General features: G+C 68.5%; 14 protein-coding genes. 5 read left to right on the top strand and 9 right to left on the bottom strand.

Annotated elements, in window-relative coordinates:
- Window positions 1–22 precede the first annotated feature (22 nt).
- The gene (locus tag CRO50_RS14550) at window positions 23–601 is read left to right on the top strand and encodes a TetR/AcrR family transcriptional regulator (RefSeq protein ID WP_097146638.1); all 579 of its coding nucleotides are present in this window, start codon (window positions 23–25) and stop codon (window positions 599–601) included.
- Here the strand turns inward: CRO50_RS14550 and CRO50_RS14545 are convergent.
- Window positions 598–2,217 (bottom strand): acyl-CoA dehydrogenase family protein, encoded by a 1,620-nt coding sequence (locus CRO50_RS14545; RefSeq protein ID WP_097146637.1) that lies wholly within the window; start codon window positions 2,215–2,217, stop codon window positions 598–600. The genes CRO50_RS14550 and CRO50_RS14545 overlap by 4 nt on opposite strands.
- Window positions 2,218–2,334: 117 nt before the next feature.
- The gene (locus CRO50_RS14540) at window positions 2,335–3,255 is read right to left on the bottom strand and encodes a CehA/McbA family metallohydrolase (protein ID WP_097146636.1); all 921 of its coding nucleotides are present in this window, start codon (window positions 3,253–3,255) and stop codon (window positions 2,335–2,337) included.
- A gap of 94 nt (window positions 3,256–3,349) precedes the next feature.
- Between CRO50_RS14540 and CRO50_RS14535 the strand changes: the two genes are divergently transcribed.
- Together CRO50_RS14535 and CRO50_RS14530 are read left to right on the top strand one after the other, a co-directional pair.
- A complete protein-coding gene (locus CRO50_RS14535) occupies window positions 3,350–3,904 on the top strand; it encodes a tetratricopeptide repeat protein (RefSeq protein WP_097146635.1) in 555 nt (184 codons plus the stop codon).
- A 78-nt stretch (window positions 3,905–3,982) separates the two neighbouring features.
- Window positions 3,983–4,633 (top strand): SGNH/GDSL hydrolase family protein, encoded by a 651-nt coding sequence (locus tag CRO50_RS14530; protein ID WP_097146691.1) that lies wholly within the window; start codon window positions 3,983–3,985, stop codon window positions 4,631–4,633.
- 36 nt (window positions 4,634–4,669) lie between these two features.
- On the opposite strand, the gene CRO50_RS14525 is transcribed toward CRO50_RS14530, so the two are convergent.
- The 5 genes from CRO50_RS14525 to CRO50_RS14505 form a co-directional block, all read right to left on the bottom strand.
- Complete coding sequence (locus tag CRO50_RS14525) at window positions 4,670–5,374, bottom strand: hypothetical protein (RefSeq protein ID WP_097146634.1); 705 nt, start codon at window positions 5,372–5,374, stop codon at window positions 4,670–4,672.
- 9 nt (window positions 5,375–5,383) lie between these two features.
- The gene (locus CRO50_RS14520) at window positions 5,384–6,217 is read right to left on the bottom strand and encodes an ABC transporter permease (protein ID WP_097146633.1); all 834 of its coding nucleotides are present in this window, start codon (window positions 6,215–6,217) and stop codon (window positions 5,384–5,386) included.
- Between the two features lie 133 nt (window positions 6,218–6,350).
- The gene (locus CRO50_RS14515; protein ID WP_097146632.1) at window positions 6,351–7,775 is read right to left on the bottom strand and encodes an ABC transporter permease; all 1,425 of its coding nucleotides are present in this window, start codon (window positions 7,773–7,775) and stop codon (window positions 6,351–6,353) included.
- Window positions 7,772–8,887 carry an ABC transporter ATP-binding protein gene (locus CRO50_RS14510; RefSeq protein ID WP_179747294.1) on the bottom strand — a complete coding sequence of 372 codons (1,116 nt, stop codon included), beginning with the start codon at window positions 8,885–8,887 and terminating at the stop codon, window positions 7,772–7,774. Before CRO50_RS14510 ends, CRO50_RS14515 begins: the two co-directional genes overlap by 4 nt.
- 174 nt (window positions 8,888–9,061) lie before the next feature.
- On the bottom strand, window positions 9,062–10,183 hold the full coding sequence (locus CRO50_RS14505; protein WP_097146631.1) for an extracellular solute-binding protein: 1,122 nt from the start codon (window positions 10,181–10,183) through the stop codon (window positions 9,062–9,064).
- A gap of 360 nt (window positions 10,184–10,543) precedes the next feature.
- Between CRO50_RS14505 and CRO50_RS20205 the strand changes: the two genes are divergently transcribed.
- Window positions 10,544–10,714 (top strand): hypothetical protein, encoded by a 171-nt coding sequence (locus CRO50_RS20205; protein ID WP_157791712.1) that lies wholly within the window; start codon window positions 10,544–10,546, stop codon window positions 10,712–10,714.
- Window positions 10,711–10,872: a hemin uptake protein HemP gene (gene hemP, locus CRO50_RS14500; RefSeq protein ID WP_097146630.1), complete on the top strand. Its 162-nt coding sequence runs from the start codon at window positions 10,711–10,713 to the stop codon at window positions 10,870–10,872. The genes CRO50_RS20205 and hemP overlap by 4 nt, the downstream gene beginning before the upstream one ends.
- Before the next feature lie 181 nt (window positions 10,873–11,053).
- Here the strand turns inward: hemP and CRO50_RS14495 are convergent, their stop codons facing one another.
- Both CRO50_RS14495 and CRO50_RS14490 read right to left on the bottom strand, forming a co-directional pair.
- Window positions 11,054–12,226, bottom strand: a complete 1,173-nt coding sequence (locus tag CRO50_RS14495; RefSeq protein ID WP_097146629.1) for an acetate/propionate family kinase — start codon at window positions 12,224–12,226, stop codon at window positions 11,054–11,056.
- Window positions 12,223–13,614: a bifunctional enoyl-CoA hydratase/phosphate acetyltransferase gene (locus CRO50_RS14490; RefSeq protein ID WP_097146628.1), complete on the bottom strand. Its 1,392-nt coding sequence runs from the start codon at window positions 13,612–13,614 to the stop codon at window positions 12,223–12,225. Before CRO50_RS14490 ends, CRO50_RS14495 begins: the two co-directional genes overlap by 4 nt.
- Window positions 13,615–13,619: the final 5 nt, after the last annotated feature.

Genomic DNA, 13,619 nt, shown 5'->3' with positions numbered 1-13,619 from the left:
CAATCGCCGATACCTTGACGTCATGTCAAGTGAGAATCCCACCCGCCGAAAAATCCTCGATACCGCCTGGAAGCTGCTGGAGGCCGGGGGGAGCCCCACGCGCATGTCGGATTTCGCCCGCGCCGCCGGGATCTCGCGGCAGGCGCTTTACCTGCACTTCCCGAGCCGGGCCGAGCTGCTGGTGGCGGTGACGCGCCACGTGGATGCGGTGAAGGATGTCGATGCGCGACTGGCCGAGAGCCGGGCGGCCGAAGACGGCGAGACGCGGCTTGCGGCCTTCGTAAGTGCCTGGGGCAACTACATTCCCGAGATCCGCGGCGTGTCCCGCGCGCTGATGGCCATGCAGGAGAGCGACGCCGAGGCGCGGGCCGCCTGGCAAGGACGGATGGAGGCCGTGCGGCAGGGCTGCGCCGCCGCCGTCGCCGCTCTGGCGCGGGATGGGCAGCTGGCCGGGGGGCTCTCGGAAGAGCGTGCCACGGACCTGCTCTGGGCGCTGTTGTCGGTCGAGAGCTGGGTGCGTCTCTGCGAGACCTGCGGCTGGTCGCAGCAGGAATACATCACCGAAATGCAGCGCGCGGCGCGGCGGATTCTGCTGGGCTAGCCGGCCCGCGCCAGGATGGCGGCCGAATCGCAGGCCCCCATGGTGCCGGCGATCCGGCCGGACTCGCCCGCCAGCCGGGTGGCGGCGAAGGCATCGGAGACGGCCCCCGGCGCATGGCGGATCAGCAGCGACGCCTGCAGCAGAAGCGCCAATCTTTCGGCGAACCAGCGCGCCTCGGCCTCGGGCGGCAGGGCAGGCCAGCGCGCCAGATGGGCCTTCAGCGCGGCGTCATACCGGGGGTCGCTGCCGGTTGCGGCCTGCAGTTCGGCGCGCAGGGTCTCGGCGGCCAGGGGCTCCTTCGCCAGGGTGCGCAGGATGTCGAGGCAGATGACATTGCCCGAGCCCTCCCAGATCCCGTTCAATGGCGCTTCGCGGTAGAGCAGCGGCAGGGGGGTGTCTTCGACGTAGCCCATGCCGCCCAGGGCCTCCATCGCCTCGTAGGTGACCAGGGGCGCGCGCTTGTTGGAGTGGAACTTGGCCAGTGCCACGCCGATGCGGGCGAAAGCGCGGTCCTCGGGGCTGTCGACGTCGAAGGCGCGGGCCACGCGGAGCCCCAGCACCAGAGCGGCTTCCACGTCCAGCGCCAGGTCCGCCAGCACCGCCTGCATCAGCGGCTGGTCGATCAACCGGCGCTGGAAGGCGCTGCGGTGGCGGGTCCAGTAGAGCGCCTCGCAAAGCGCGGCGCGCATCAGCCCGGCGGGGGCCATGGCCGTGTCCAGTCGCGTGTGGTGCACCATCTCGATGATGGTGCGCACCCCGTGCCCCTCGTCTCCGATGCGCAGGGCCAGCGTGTTGTCGTATTCGATCTCTGCCGAGGCATTGGAGCGATTGCCCAGCTTGTCCTTCAGCCGCTGGATCTGGATCGCATTGCGGCTGCCCTCCAGCCAGCGGGGGACGAGGAAGCAGGTCAGCCCCTCGGGGGCCTGCGCAAGGGTCAGGAACCCGTCCGACATCGGCGCCGAGCAGAACCACTTGTGCCCGGTCAGCCGGTAGTGATCGCCCTCGCGCTCTGCCACCGTGGCGTTGGCGCGCACGTCCGAGCCGCCCTGTTTCTCGGTCATCGCCATGCCGAGGGTGGCGGCGCTTTTCCGGGCAAGCGGCAGGGGGCGGGGGTCATAGGCGCGTGCCGTGAGCCTCGGCACCCAGTCCGAGGCGATCCCGGGCGCGGCCCGAAGGGCGGGGGTCGCGGCATAGGTCATGGTCAGCGGGCAGCAATGGCCCGGCTCGACCTGCGAGGCGAGATAGACCATCGCCGCATGGGTGACATGACCACCCGCCGCGCCGTCCCAGGGCAGGGCGGCATAGCCGGCCTCGGCCGAAAGCGTCATCATCCGGTGATAGGCAGGGTGGAACGAGACCTCGTCCAGCCGCCGCCCCGCGCGGTCGAAGAGCTTCAGCTCGGGCGGGTGCTCATTGGCGGCGCGGCCCGTCTCTCGGGTCTCGGCAAGGCCGAGGGTGGCGGCATAGGGGGACAGCGTCTCGGCCCGGCCGCCCTCGCGGGCGATGGCCTCGCGCAGCACGCTGTCACAGGCCCAGAGATCCCGGTCGCCCTCGGCGGGGGGCTGGTTCGTCACCTCGTGGGTGGCAAGACGGTCGCGGGCAGGCAGCTTTGCCATGGCGGTCCTCCGGGTCTCTCCTCTGGGGGAAAGCCTGAGGGGGGAACGGCCATGGCGCAAGTCTGCCGTTGCGATCCGGCGCTGGCGGGCCGGGGACCGCCGCCGGGGCGAGATCGGTCAGAGCCAGATCGGATTGGACCAGGCGCGTTTGCCCGCCCGGTCGATCACCGTGACCCGCAGCCAGGGCGAATTGGCGAAGCGGGCCAGCGGCACCTCGGTGCGGGTCAGGCTTTCTCCATGCGCCGCCACGGCGGCAGAGCCATGGCCTTGCAGGATGACCGAGGCGGCCGCGGAGCTCTCGACGGTCACGGCAGAGTCCCCAAGCTCGACGCCGCGCAGCTCGGGGCCTTCGGTCGAATAGAAGGCGCCGTCCTTCAGCGCGGCAAGAAGCGCCTCGGGCGTATTCTCTTCCGCCTTCACCATGACCCAGCCGCCGAAATGGTCGGGCTCGGTGAAATGGGCGTCATCGGTGGCGATGAGCGACAGCTTGCGGCCCTCGCTCAGCAGCAGGTCGGCGATGGAGAACCCGTCGGCGCGGTCGCAGCCCATGGCGCAGCCGTGGTTGTAGATCTCGACCGCGTGCGCCGCCTCGATGCTGCGCGCATCCGACAGCGTCAGGCCCGACCACTGGGGATGGGCCACGGCGACGAAGGCCCCGGCGGCCACGGCGCGGGCGGCGATCTCGGGGCCGGTCTCCTGGCCCTCGACGGGGCGGAAATGGGGCGCATCGGCAGGGGCGAAATCGGCGGGCAGGCCGACCGCCAGGATATGCCAGAGCTCTCCGTTCTGCATGGCGCCCGAATGCAGCTCGGCGCCCAGGAGGGTGGTGAAGGTCTCGTCCCGGAAGGGCAGGGTATCGGCCACCGGATAGCCATAGAGGCCAATGAAGTGATCGGTCAGGGCGATGAAGTCATAGCCTTCCGCCTTGTAGCGGCGGCACACCTCGGCGGGCTCCAGCGCGCCGTCCGAGAGGTTGGAGTGGGTGTGCAGGTTGCCGCGCCAGAAGCGGCCGGGGCGGGTGAAGGCTGTCAGCGCCATGGGGATCTCCTCGTCTTTCGGCCCCTGCTAGAGGGCCCACGCGATGCTTTCATGACAGGCTTGATTTTGGCCCGCCGCGCAAGCACAAGAACGCATGTCCAGCGTGGAAAAGCTCAATCGCGCCCTGGGGGCCGGGGATTGGAAGACGGCAGACGAGATCCTGTCTCGGCTGGCCAGGAAGGCGCCCGCGGACGCGGCACTGCTCTACAATCTCGGTCGGGTGAAGATGGAGCGCGGGCAGTGGCCCGCCGCCCGCACCTGGCTGCGCCGCGCGCTGGCCGCGGCCCCGAGCCATGCCCATGCCTGGTTCGAGCTGGGCCGCACCGAGCTGAAGCTGGGCGACCTTGCGGCGGCGCAGCAGGGCTTTGCCAGGGCCATGGCGCTGGACCCGTCGGATGCCGATGCCCGGCTGAACCTCGCCCGCATCGCCACGCGGCTGGCCGATCATGCAGCGGTGCGCGAGGCGCTCGCCCCGCTGGCCGGGCAAACCGCCGAGATCGACGCCCTGCGCTACCGGGCCGCCGCCGAGCTGGGCCTGCCCGAGGCAGAGCCCGAGGCCGCGGCGCTCTGGTCCCGCAAGGGCGCGCGGGCCGAGGCGTTGAAGGCGTTGACGCGGGTCGCGAAGGGGCGGCTCAGCCTCGACCTGTGAACGCGCGGGCCATGAGGGCCTCTCGGGCCCACGGGCATGTGACTTGATATGGGCACCGGGCGGTCCAGTATCTGCCCCATGCGTATCCTGATCCTTCTCTCCCTGCTCTTCCTCTCGGCCTGTGGGCGGGGTGTCCCCGATGGCGCGCGCGTGGTCGTCGCCGGAGATTCCGTCATGGCCTGGAACCGCAGCGCCGGGGCCTCGGTGGCCGATGCGCTGGAGGCCCGGTTGGGCACCCCGGTCGGAGACGTTTCGCTGCCGCTGGCAGAGGTCATGGGCGGTGTCGGGCCGCTCAACATTCCCAACCAGCTTGGTGGGGTCAGCGCCGAATGGGTGGTGCTGAACGGGGGCGCCAATGACCTGAGCACCGGCTGCGACTGCACCGATTGCGATGCGGTGCTGGGCAGGCTGATCTCGGAAGACGGAGCCCAGGGCGCGATCCCGGCGCTGGTGGCGGATCTGCGGCAGTCGGGCGCGCGGGTGGTCTGGGCCGATTACTATACCTCGCCGCGCTACGCGGGCACCGAATGCTCTGCGACCTACCGGGACCTCGCGGCGCGACTGGCGCGCATGGCGGCGCGCGATCCGGGGGTCAGCCTGGTCGACATGGATGACGTCTTCGATCCCTCGGACCTGTCGCTCTTTGCCGGCGACCGCCTGCATCCGTCGAAGATCGGATCAGAGCGCATCGCCCGGCTGATCGCCCCCGAGATCCAACTGACCCGCTGAGGTCGGATTGCCCCTGAGGGCCGACCTCCGCGCTGCCTAGCGCCGGTAGCGCTTGCGGTAGACCCCGGTCTCGGTCCCCAGTTCCTCCTGGACGGCCCGGTTGGCAGAGACCTGCGCCGTGTCCATCACGCCGACCTCCAGCCCCATGGCCTCTGCCTGCACCGGGATCACCTGCGCCACCGGCGTGCCGGCGGGCAGGGTGCCGGTGAAGTCGCGCGCGCTCCAGAGCGCGGGGAAATGCACGTAGCCGTCGCGGAACAGGTCGCAGTCGACCACGCCCGAGAGGGTGCGGAAGGGCAGGTCCTCGCGGTTCATCGGATGGGTGAAGAGCAGCGACCAGCCCGAAGGCACCTCCAGCGTCCAGAAGTTCATGAACTTCAGCACCGAGTTGACCGCCAGCTGCCAGGGCGCGCCTGTCGCCTGTTCCGGTACATGCACGCCGACGGGCGCGCGGGAAATCAGCGTGTCGGGCAGCGCGGGCACCTCCCAGTCCCAGCTCACCGCGCCCTTGTCGAAATGCAGATCGCAGGCCAGCGGGATCATCACGCCAAGGCCAAGCGCATCGAGGAAGGGCGGGCAGTGCTTCACCGTCCGCACCATGGCCCCCTCCAGCACCTCCGAAGGCGCCTCTGAGGGCATCTCGCGCAGCCAGTCGGGCAGGGCGCGCCGCGCCGGAACGGGCTTCGGCAGCAGCGGTTCCAGCGCGGGGTGGCAGCGCGCGGTGATCTTCGGGGTGCTCATGGAAAAGGGTTACTCTTCCTTGCCCTCGCGCCGCAACAGGAAGGTATGGGCGAGCGCGGCGGCCACGGTGATGGCGATGATGATCGTGCCGACGGCGTTGATCACCGGCGGGTGCCCATTGGGGTTGCGGCCCATGGCGCCGATCTCGGTGGCCAGGGTGCAGGAGCCGCCCTTGGCAAACATCGTCGTGTTGTAGTTCTCCATCGAGGCCATGAAGGCGATGACTCCCGCCGAGATCAGCGCCGGGGCCAGGTAGGGCAGGGTCAGCCGGCGGAACACCCGCCAGGGCGAGGCGCCGAGGTCGAGGGCCGCTTCCTCAAGCTCGATGGGCTGGCGTTGCAGGCGAGCCATTAGGATCAGCATCGGGTAGCCGGCAATGAAGGTCACCTGTGCCATGACGATGGTGAAGAGGCCCGCGTTGATGCCAAGCCTGCCCCAGAAGACCAGCGCCGAGAGGCCCAGCACCACACCCGGTGCCAGCATCGGCGACAGAAGCACCCACCACAGCACCCCGTTGGCCTTCGAGCGCCAGCGGGTCAGCAGCACGGCACCCGCGAGGCCCAGCAGAAGCGACAGCGGCACCACCATGGTGGCGACCTTCACCGAATTGCCGAAGCAGGAAACGAAGCGGTCGCGGTCCAGCGAGCGCAGCACCGGATCGGCGCGCAGGGTCTCTTCCGGCATCCAGAAGAAGGCGTACCACTTGCCGGTGAGGCCGTTCCATTCGGTCACCGAGGGCGGCGAGGCGTCGTTGAAGGACGAGATCACCATCAGCAGCAGCGGGCCGAACATGAAGACCAGGAAGGCCCAGGTGTAGGCGGTCAGAAGGCGATCGGATCTCATGCCTGGGCTCCGGTAGGTTGAAGAGCACGATTGCGGTGGGTCCCGCCCCGTTTCGCCCGAAGCGAACCCGCGGTTCGACGGGCGTTGCCCTCTGCAAATCCGTACACCCGTTGATACAGCGCCAGTTCAACCATTACTGCACCCTCGCAAAGTCTTTCAGGCGGGTCCGCATGGCCCACATGAAGAGCGCCACCAGCGCAAAGCAGATCAGCGTGTAACCAAAGCTGTAGGCGGCGCCGACGTTGGAATTCTCGCTCTCGAAGAACTTGTTGTAGATCGTCTGGCTGAACCACTCGGCCTGCAACCCGCGCGAGATGATGCGCGGCACCGAAAAGGCCCCGGCAGACAGCATGAAGGTGGCGATGCAGCCGACCGCGATGCCGGGCTTGGAATGGGGGATGATCACCCGCCGATGCACCCGCACGGCGCTGGCGCCCAGGTCCTTGGCCGCTTCGATCTGGTTTTTGTCGAGCGTCGACATGACGTTGTAGATCGGGAAGACCATGAACAGCACGTAGGTATAGACGATCACCAGGAAGATCGTGCCGGGGAAGCGCTTGAACTGGATCGGATCGCTGATCACCCCCGCCCAGCTCAGCACCGAGTTGATCAGGCCCTGGTTGTCGATGATCGTCGTCCAGGCATAGACCCGCATCAGCTCGACGATGGTGTAGGGGATGATCAGCCCGAGGAAGAGCCACAGCGCCTGTTTCGGCGGCGCGGCCAGCGCGACCTTGTAGGCGATGGGATAGCACAGCACCAGCGCCAGGGCGGTGGCCATCAGGGCAAAGACGATGGTGCGGGTCAGGGTGACGAGGCCGATGCGCTCGTAGACCTGGCCGTCCTGCTCGTAGCGCAGCCCGGCGAGGCTCAGCAGCCGGTTCGAGAACAGCTGGTCCTCTTCGGCCCTGGCCTCGGCGGACATGGGGATCAGGCGCGGCGCGGCGAGGGTCTCGAAGTTGTCGAGCGTATAGGGGAAGGCATTGGCCTCCTCCTCCTGCAGGCGCTGGAAGAGCGCCCGCGCCACCTCGGCGATCTCTTCGGCCTGGGCAATCTGCTGATCCAGCGGCAGGCTGTCGTCGACAGAGAGCGACGGGGCGCCGTAGAGCGTGTCGAGATACTCGGCCTCGGCGCCGGTGTCGCGCACCAGCCGGGTGTGGGTCGTGGCGCGGTCGCATTGCAGGATATAGGGCCGGGTGGCCTGATCCGCCGTGGCATTGCCCATCGAGGGCACGGCCATACCGCCCGAAGAGCCGCCCATCGAAGGCACCGCCATGCCGCCGGAGGCACCGCCCATGGAGGGAATGGCAAGAGCGCCGGTCTCGGCGGGGGCCTCTTCCTCGGCCGGCTGGTAGGTGCCCAGGACCGAGATGCAGGTGCCCGCGTCCAGCATGACCCGCCGGGCGATGGAGCTGTCGAGCTGCCGGGCGGGGGCGGTCACCGCGCGCTCCAGCATGGTAAGCTGGGGCAGGATGATCAGCATCAGCCCCCAGCCCAGGGCGGCGGCAAAGAAGAGCGCCGTCAGACCGCGGCCATATCCGCGCACCAGGTCCTTCATTGCGCCGCGAGCTCCCGGCCGGTGCGCGCCATGGCGCCCTCGGGCAGCACCAGCGCCGAGGCGGCGGCAAAGCCCACCTCCGCCTCGGTCATCTCGCCCGAGGGCGCGCCGTGGTTCGTCTGGTGCAGCACCAGGCTCTGGCCGGTCCCGGTGACGAACTCGTAGTTGATGAAAGCGCCTTCCAGGTCGCGCCGCTTGAGGGCGGCGGTGAAGCTGTTTTCATGCGGGCCGAAGCCCAACTGTTCGGGGCGTACGAAGAGGATCGCCGCGTCGCCCGCCGCCAGCCCGCGCGGATTGCGCGCCAGCAGCTGGCCCGAGGCGGTGTCGATCTGCGCCATGTCCCCCTCCACGGAGGCAATGCGTCCGGGAAAACTGTTCACTTCGCCCACGAAACTGGCCACGAAGGCCGAGGCGGGATCGGAATAGATTTCGTCGCCCGAGCCCACCTGTTCGATCACGCCCGCGTTCATCACCGCGATGCGGTCGGACATGGTCAGCGCCTCGCCCTGGTCATGGGTGATGTAGATGAAGGTCACGCCGGTCTTCTGCTGGATCTCGCGCAGCTCGGCGCGCATGTGCTGGCGCAGCTTCAGATCCAGCGCCGAAAGCGGCTCGTCCAGCAGCAGAACCGCAGGCTCGACCGCCAGCGCCCGCGCGATGGCGACGCGCTGGCGCTGCCCTCCCGAAAGCTCCGAGGGCAGCTTCTCGCCCTGGTCGCCAAGCGCCACCAGCTCCAGCAGCTCCTGGGCCTTCTGGCGGCGGGCGGCCTTGCCGACGCCGCGGGCCTCAAGGCCGAAGGCCACGTTTTCCCAGACCGGCATCAGCGGGAAGAGGGCGAGGTTCTGGAAGATCAGAGCCGTCGGGCGACCGTTGGGGCCGGTGCCGCGCATGTCGGCACCGCCGATCAGCACCTTGCCATGGGTCGGCTCGACGAAGCCCGAGACCGTGCGCAGGATCGTCGTCTTGCCGCAGCCCGAGGGGCCGAGGATGGAAAAGAACTCGCCCGCGCGGATATGCAGATCCGTGGGCTGAACGGCAGTGAACCCGTTGGGATAGGTCACCTGCATCGCTTCCAGATGCACGTCCTGTCCGCGCAATGTCGCCTCGGCCATGGTTGTCCCCGTTGCTGATGGCCCGCCGGAGGGCGCGCCGCTGCGGGCCGTTGCCCGGCCCTGCTTCTATCCGATGGCCCCAAATACTGCCGCCGGAGGCTCCGACGCGGGCAGGGGGGCTGCATGTGAAAAGGGGAGCGCCCGGACAGACGCCGGGCGCTCCCCCAAACGCGATCAGGCGTTGGTGATGATCTCGACCATCTCGTTCACGACGGGAGCGTAGAACGGGGTGTCGGACTGCCACCACCACATGTTGGACAGCACCTCTGCGGTGTAGGTCTCGTTGAACTGCGCCTTGAACTCGTCGCTGGCGAATTCGGCAGCACCGGCGACGGCCGAGTTGTAGCCGGTGTTGTTGGCGAACATGCCGCCCACTTCCGGCTGCAGCATGAAGTTCATGAAGGCCACGCCCTGTTCCTGGTTCTCGGCGCCACGCAGCATGGCGAAGCTGTCGAGCCAGGTGATGATGCCTTCCTTCGGCGCGCGGTAGACGAAATCGGGGTTCTCGCGGTTCAGCAGCAGGCCGGTGGTGTCCCAGGTCTGGCCGATGATGCAGCCGGCGTCCTTGAAGGCCGCGGTGGCCTCGGTGCCGTTGTTCCAGAAGGCGCCGAAGTGGTCCTTGTTGGCGACCATGTATTCGACGATGGCGCCGAAGACACGGCGGGCGTCTTCCTCGGACTTGTAGACGTCCAGCATGCGGTTGCTGTCGATCTCGCCCATGGCGTCGAGGTAGAGGCCGACGCCGATCAGCGCGGACTTCTGGCGGAAGGCGGCCTTGCCCTCGGTGCCATCGGCGAAGAGGTGGCCATAGGACAGGTCGGCATCCGAAACGGGCAGCGCGGCGCGGTTCAGGGTGATGCCCTCGGTGCCCCAGTCGAAGGGCAGGGCGACCTGGTTGCCCATCTGCACGCCACCCAGGGCGGCGCTGTCACGCAGGAACGAGGGGATCACGGCATCCATGTTCACGGCCTCGGGGACCGGCTGGAAGAAATGCTCGCCGTCGTCGTCGACGTAGTTCGAGACATTGGTGATCGAGGGGAAGACCACGTCGAAGCCCTTGCCGCCATTGGCGCGCACGGTCGATTCGGCTTCGTCGTTGGAGCCGAAGGTGGTCAGCTCGAGGGTGATGCCGGTGTCGGCCTCGAACTTCTCTGCGATATTGGGCTGGATGTAATCCTGCCAGGCGAAGACCTTGACGGTGCCCGAGGAGGCCAGCGCATCGGTGGCGCGCAGGATGGCCGGAGCGGCGACGGCGCCAGCGGTCAGCTGCAGCGCGGTACGACGAGTAATGGTCATGTTGAACCCCTGTTGGTGGTGCGAATGTGTAATGCCGTCTATCGGCCCGGCGCCGGTATCAGAGCAGCGGGCCCAGCGGGTAGGCCCGCAGTATGCTCCGAGTGACTCCGGAAGATGACGATCTTGTAACGGGATCATGAAAGGCTTTTCTTGACTGACGCGTCAAGAAACTTCTGGGGTGGATTGCCCGCTGAGTGCCCAACCGACGGGCGAAGGCTCTCAGGCTCAGGGCTGGTAAAGTCGAGCAAATTAGTCGGATTGACATTCCTGATCGTATCAGTCAGCTTTAGGCCCGTAGCGCCCCGCAGGGGGCATGAAGACCGCGACCTCTGATCGCGGGATGACAAGGGACACCCCCGGATGCCCAGAGACCTGATCCGCCCCCTGCCACGCAGGGCCTCGCGGCCTGAAGAGGCCGAGCTTTTCCGCCCGGTCGAGCTTCTGGCGAAGCTCTTCGAGGGCCCCGAGGGTGGCCACGCGGGGCTTGAAGATCTGCTGGACCGGTTGGAATGGAAGGAAACGACGCGATGATCCCAGAGAAGACCGACCAGGCAAGCTTGCTGGCCTCGGTGCCGCAGCACTCTGCGCAGGAGCTGACCCAGGGCGGGTCCACGGCCCATATCGTGCTGAACGACCAGGTCTATACCCTGCGGATCACCCGCGCAGGCAAGCTGATCCTGACCAAGTAGTCCGGTTGCCGGGGGGGGCGTCACTGCGGGGGCATCGAGCCCCCTCGGGCCGGGGGGCGGACCGCCCCCGGCGCCCCAGCTCCCGCGGCTGGCCCACGTGACTGCCCCCCACGCGACTGTCCAGGGCGGATGGCCCCGATGGTTGGCCCCGATGGTTGGCGCCAGGGGGGCGGGCCGCGACCTAGCGGGACAGCCGCGCCGCTGCGCGGGCAATCACCAGCTCTTCATTCGTCGGCACCACCAGGACGCGCACCCGGCTAAGCTCGCCCGAGATCACGGGGGCGCTGGCGGCATTGGCGCGCTCGTCCAGCTCGATCCCCAGCCACTGCATGCCGCGGCAGATCCGCGCCCGGATCTCTGCCGCGTTCTCTCCGATACCGCCGGTGAACACCAGCGCATCCAGCCCCTCGAGCGCCGCCGCCAGCCCGCCCAGTTCGCGCCGGGCGCGGAAGCAGAAGTACTCGATCGCCTCCGCCGCATGGGGGTTGTCCGAGCCCAGAAGCGCCCGCATGTCCGAGCCGATCCCCGACATGCCCTTCAGCCCGCTTTCAAGGTAGAGCAGCTCCGAGATCTGCGCCGGGGTCATCTGCTCCTGCTCCATCAGGTAGAGCAGCACGCCGGGATCGACCTGGCCCGAGCGCGTGCCCATGGGCAGCCCGTCCAGTGCCGAGAAACCCATGGTGGAGGCCACCGAACGCCCGGACAGAAGCCCGCACATCGAGGCGCCATTGCCCAGGTGCGCCACCACCACCCGCCCCTGGTACAGCAGCGGCGCCATCTGCTTCAGGTGGCCGGCGATGTAATCGTAGGAAAGCCCGTGGAAGCCGTAGCGGCGCACGCCCTTCTCGTAGAAGCGGCGGGGCAGGGCGAAGGTGTCGTTGACGAAGGGGTGGTGGCGGTGGAAGGCGGTGTCGAAACAACCGATCTGACGCGCCTGTGGAAAGGCCGCCTGCGCTGCAGCGACCCCGGCCAGGTTGTGCGGTTGGTGCAGGGGCGCGAAGGGCACCAGCTCCTGCAGGTAGGACAGCGCCTGGTCCGTGAGCTCGACCGGCTCGGCGTAGTTGCGCCCGCCATGGACGATGCGATGACCGACGGCGCGGATCGCGGTACCGGGGTGGGCCTTGAGCAGCGGCTCGAGCGCGGCCTCCAGCGCGCCCTGGTGGCTGGCTCCGCGAGGGCCCAGAGGGCCGTCGGCGATCACCGCGCCCCCGGCCTGCTTCAGGTGCAGCTCTGCTGCGCCGCCGATCCGCTCGACAAGGCCTGTGGCCAGGGCCATGGGCTCCGGCCCGGCGGTGAAGAGACCGAACTTCAGCGAGGAGGAGCCCGCGTTCAGCACAAGCAGGTGGCCGTTCATGCGCGCAGCCCCCGGATGCGGACGTCGTGCAGCGCGGCCACGGCGCAGGAGGCGAGCCGCGCCATGTCGTCATCGGCACGGGAATTGAGGATGATCGGCACCCGCGCGCCCAGCACCAGCCCCGCGCCCTCGGCATGGGAAATATAGGTCAGCTGCTTGGCCAGCATGTTGCCGGCGTCGAGGTTGGGCACCACCAGCACCTCGGCGCGGCCGGCCACCTCAGAGGTGATGCCCTTGGTGCGCGCGGCGGAGAGATCGACCGCATTGTCCATGGCCAGGGGGCCGTCCACCAGCCCGCCGCGGATCTGGCCGCGCTCGGCCATCTTCGACAACAGCGCCGCATCCAGGGAAGAGGGGATGTCGGGGTTCACCGTTTCGACCGCCGAAAGCACACCGACCTTTGGCACCTCGATCCCCAGCGAAAGCGCGAGGTCGATGCCGTTCTGCACGATATCCACCTTGGTCTTCAGGTCCGGCGAGATGTTGATCGCCGCATCGGTCACCAGCAGGGGGTGGGCCAGCCCCGGCACATCCATGACGAAGATATGGGTAAAGCGCCGCCCCGCGCGCAGCCCGGTTGCCTTGTCGAGCGCGGGGCGCAGCAGCTCGTCCGTATGCAGATGGCCCTTCATCAGCGCCTGGGCCCGGCCCTCGTTGACGAGCGCGACGGAACGCGCGGCAGCGTCGCGGTGCGAGGGCAGGTCGATGACCTCGATACCGTCGAGACTTTCGCCCAGCTCGGCGGCGGTGGCGGCGATCTTCGCGGCGCTCCCAACGAGAATGGGCTCGATCAGCGTGTGCCGCCGGGCCAGCAGCGCGCCGCCGAGGGAGTTCGGCTCTTCGGGGCAGACCACGGCGGTCTTCAGGGCCGGCAGCGGCGCGGCGAGCTCGAGGATCTTCTCGAAGTGCCGGTGCCTCTGCAGGATCAGGCCGGGCACATCGGCGGCATTGCGGTGGATCTTCACCCTCGGCGCCTCGACCCTGGCCTCGCCCGAGAGGATCAGCGCGTCATCGCCTGGGCGGCGCAGCTCGGTGGCAAGGGTCACGCAGCGGGTGGCCGGATCCTTGGCGGTGACCGTGACCTTGGCCACCAGCTCTTCGCCCGCATGGGCGCGGTCGTGGAAGACCAGGCTCTGCGACAGGTAGAGCGTGCCCGCGCCCGGCAGGATGTTGCCCAGCACCGCCGAGATGATCGAGCCGAGGTAGAGCCCCGGTGCCACGGCCTCGTTCTGGCCATCGCCATCGCCGTCGTGGTCGAAGAGGTGCATCGGGTTGTGATTGCCCGAGACATTGGCAAAGACGATCAGGTCGTCCTGGGTACAAAGCCGCTTCAGCTCGGCGCTCTGGCCGATGCTCAGCTCGTCGAAGGTCTTGTTCTCGATCAGCATCCTGT

It is taken from the genome of Pseudooceanicola antarcticus, from assembly GCF_900215355.1.
GTDB classification, from domain to species: Bacteria; Pseudomonadota; Alphaproteobacteria; order Rhodobacterales; family Rhodobacteraceae; genus Pseudooceanicola; species Pseudooceanicola antarcticus.
Note: the sequence above shows the minus strand (reverse complement) of the source record. Positions and strands in the feature narration are given on the sequence as shown.

What these genes read in the sequence shown, in the direction of transcription:
- CRO50_RS14550 (WP_097146638.1), top strand. Translation starts at nt 23, where the DNA reads ATGTCAAGTGAGAATCCCACCCGCCGAAAAATCCTCGATACCGCCTGG.
- CRO50_RS14535 (WP_097146635.1), top strand. Translation starts at nt 3,350, where the DNA reads ATGTCCAGCGTGGAAAAGCTCAATCGCGCCCTGGGGGCCGGGGATTGG.
- CRO50_RS14525 (WP_097146634.1), bottom strand. Translation starts at nt 5,374, where the DNA reads ATGAGCACCCCGAAGATCACCGCGCGCTGCCACCCCGCGCTGGAACCG.
- CRO50_RS14545 (WP_097146637.1), bottom strand. Translation starts at nt 2,217, where the DNA reads ATGGCAAAGCTGCCTGCCCGCGACCGTCTTGCCACCCACGAGGTGACG.
- CRO50_RS14510 (WP_179747294.1), bottom strand. Translation starts at nt 8,887, where the DNA reads ATGGCCGAGGCGACATTGCGCGGACAGGACGTGCATCTGGAAGCGATG.
- CRO50_RS14540 (WP_097146636.1), bottom strand. Translation starts at nt 3,255, where the DNA reads ATGGCGCTGACAGCCTTCACCCGCCCCGGCCGCTTCTGGCGCGGCAAC.
- CRO50_RS20205 (WP_157791712.1), top strand. Translation starts at nt 10,544, where the DNA reads ATGCCCAGAGACCTGATCCGCCCCCTGCCACGCAGGGCCTCGCGGCCT.
- hemP (WP_097146630.1), top strand. Translation starts at nt 10,711, where the DNA reads ATGATCCCAGAGAAGACCGACCAGGCAAGCTTGCTGGCCTCGGTGCCG.
- CRO50_RS14495 (WP_097146629.1), bottom strand. Translation starts at nt 12,226, where the DNA reads ATGAACGGCCACCTGCTTGTGCTGAACGCGGGCTCCTCCTCGCTGAAG.
- CRO50_RS14515 (WP_097146632.1), bottom strand. Translation starts at nt 7,775, where the DNA reads ATGAAGGACCTGGTGCGCGGATATGGCCGCGGTCTGACGGCGCTCTTC.
- CRO50_RS14530 (WP_097146691.1), top strand. Translation starts at nt 3,983, where the DNA reads ATGCGTATCCTGATCCTTCTCTCCCTGCTCTTCCTCTCGGCCTGTGGG.
- CRO50_RS14490 (WP_097146628.1), bottom strand. Translation starts at nt 13,614, where the DNA reads ATGCTGATCGAGAACAAGACCTTCGACGAGCTGAGCATCGGCCAGAGC.
- CRO50_RS14520 (WP_097146633.1), bottom strand. Translation starts at nt 6,217, where the DNA reads ATGAGATCCGATCGCCTTCTGACCGCCTACACCTGGGCCTTCCTGGTC.
- CRO50_RS14505 (WP_097146631.1), bottom strand. Translation starts at nt 10,183, where the DNA reads ATGACCATTACTCGTCGTACCGCGCTGCAGCTGACCGCTGGCGCCGTC.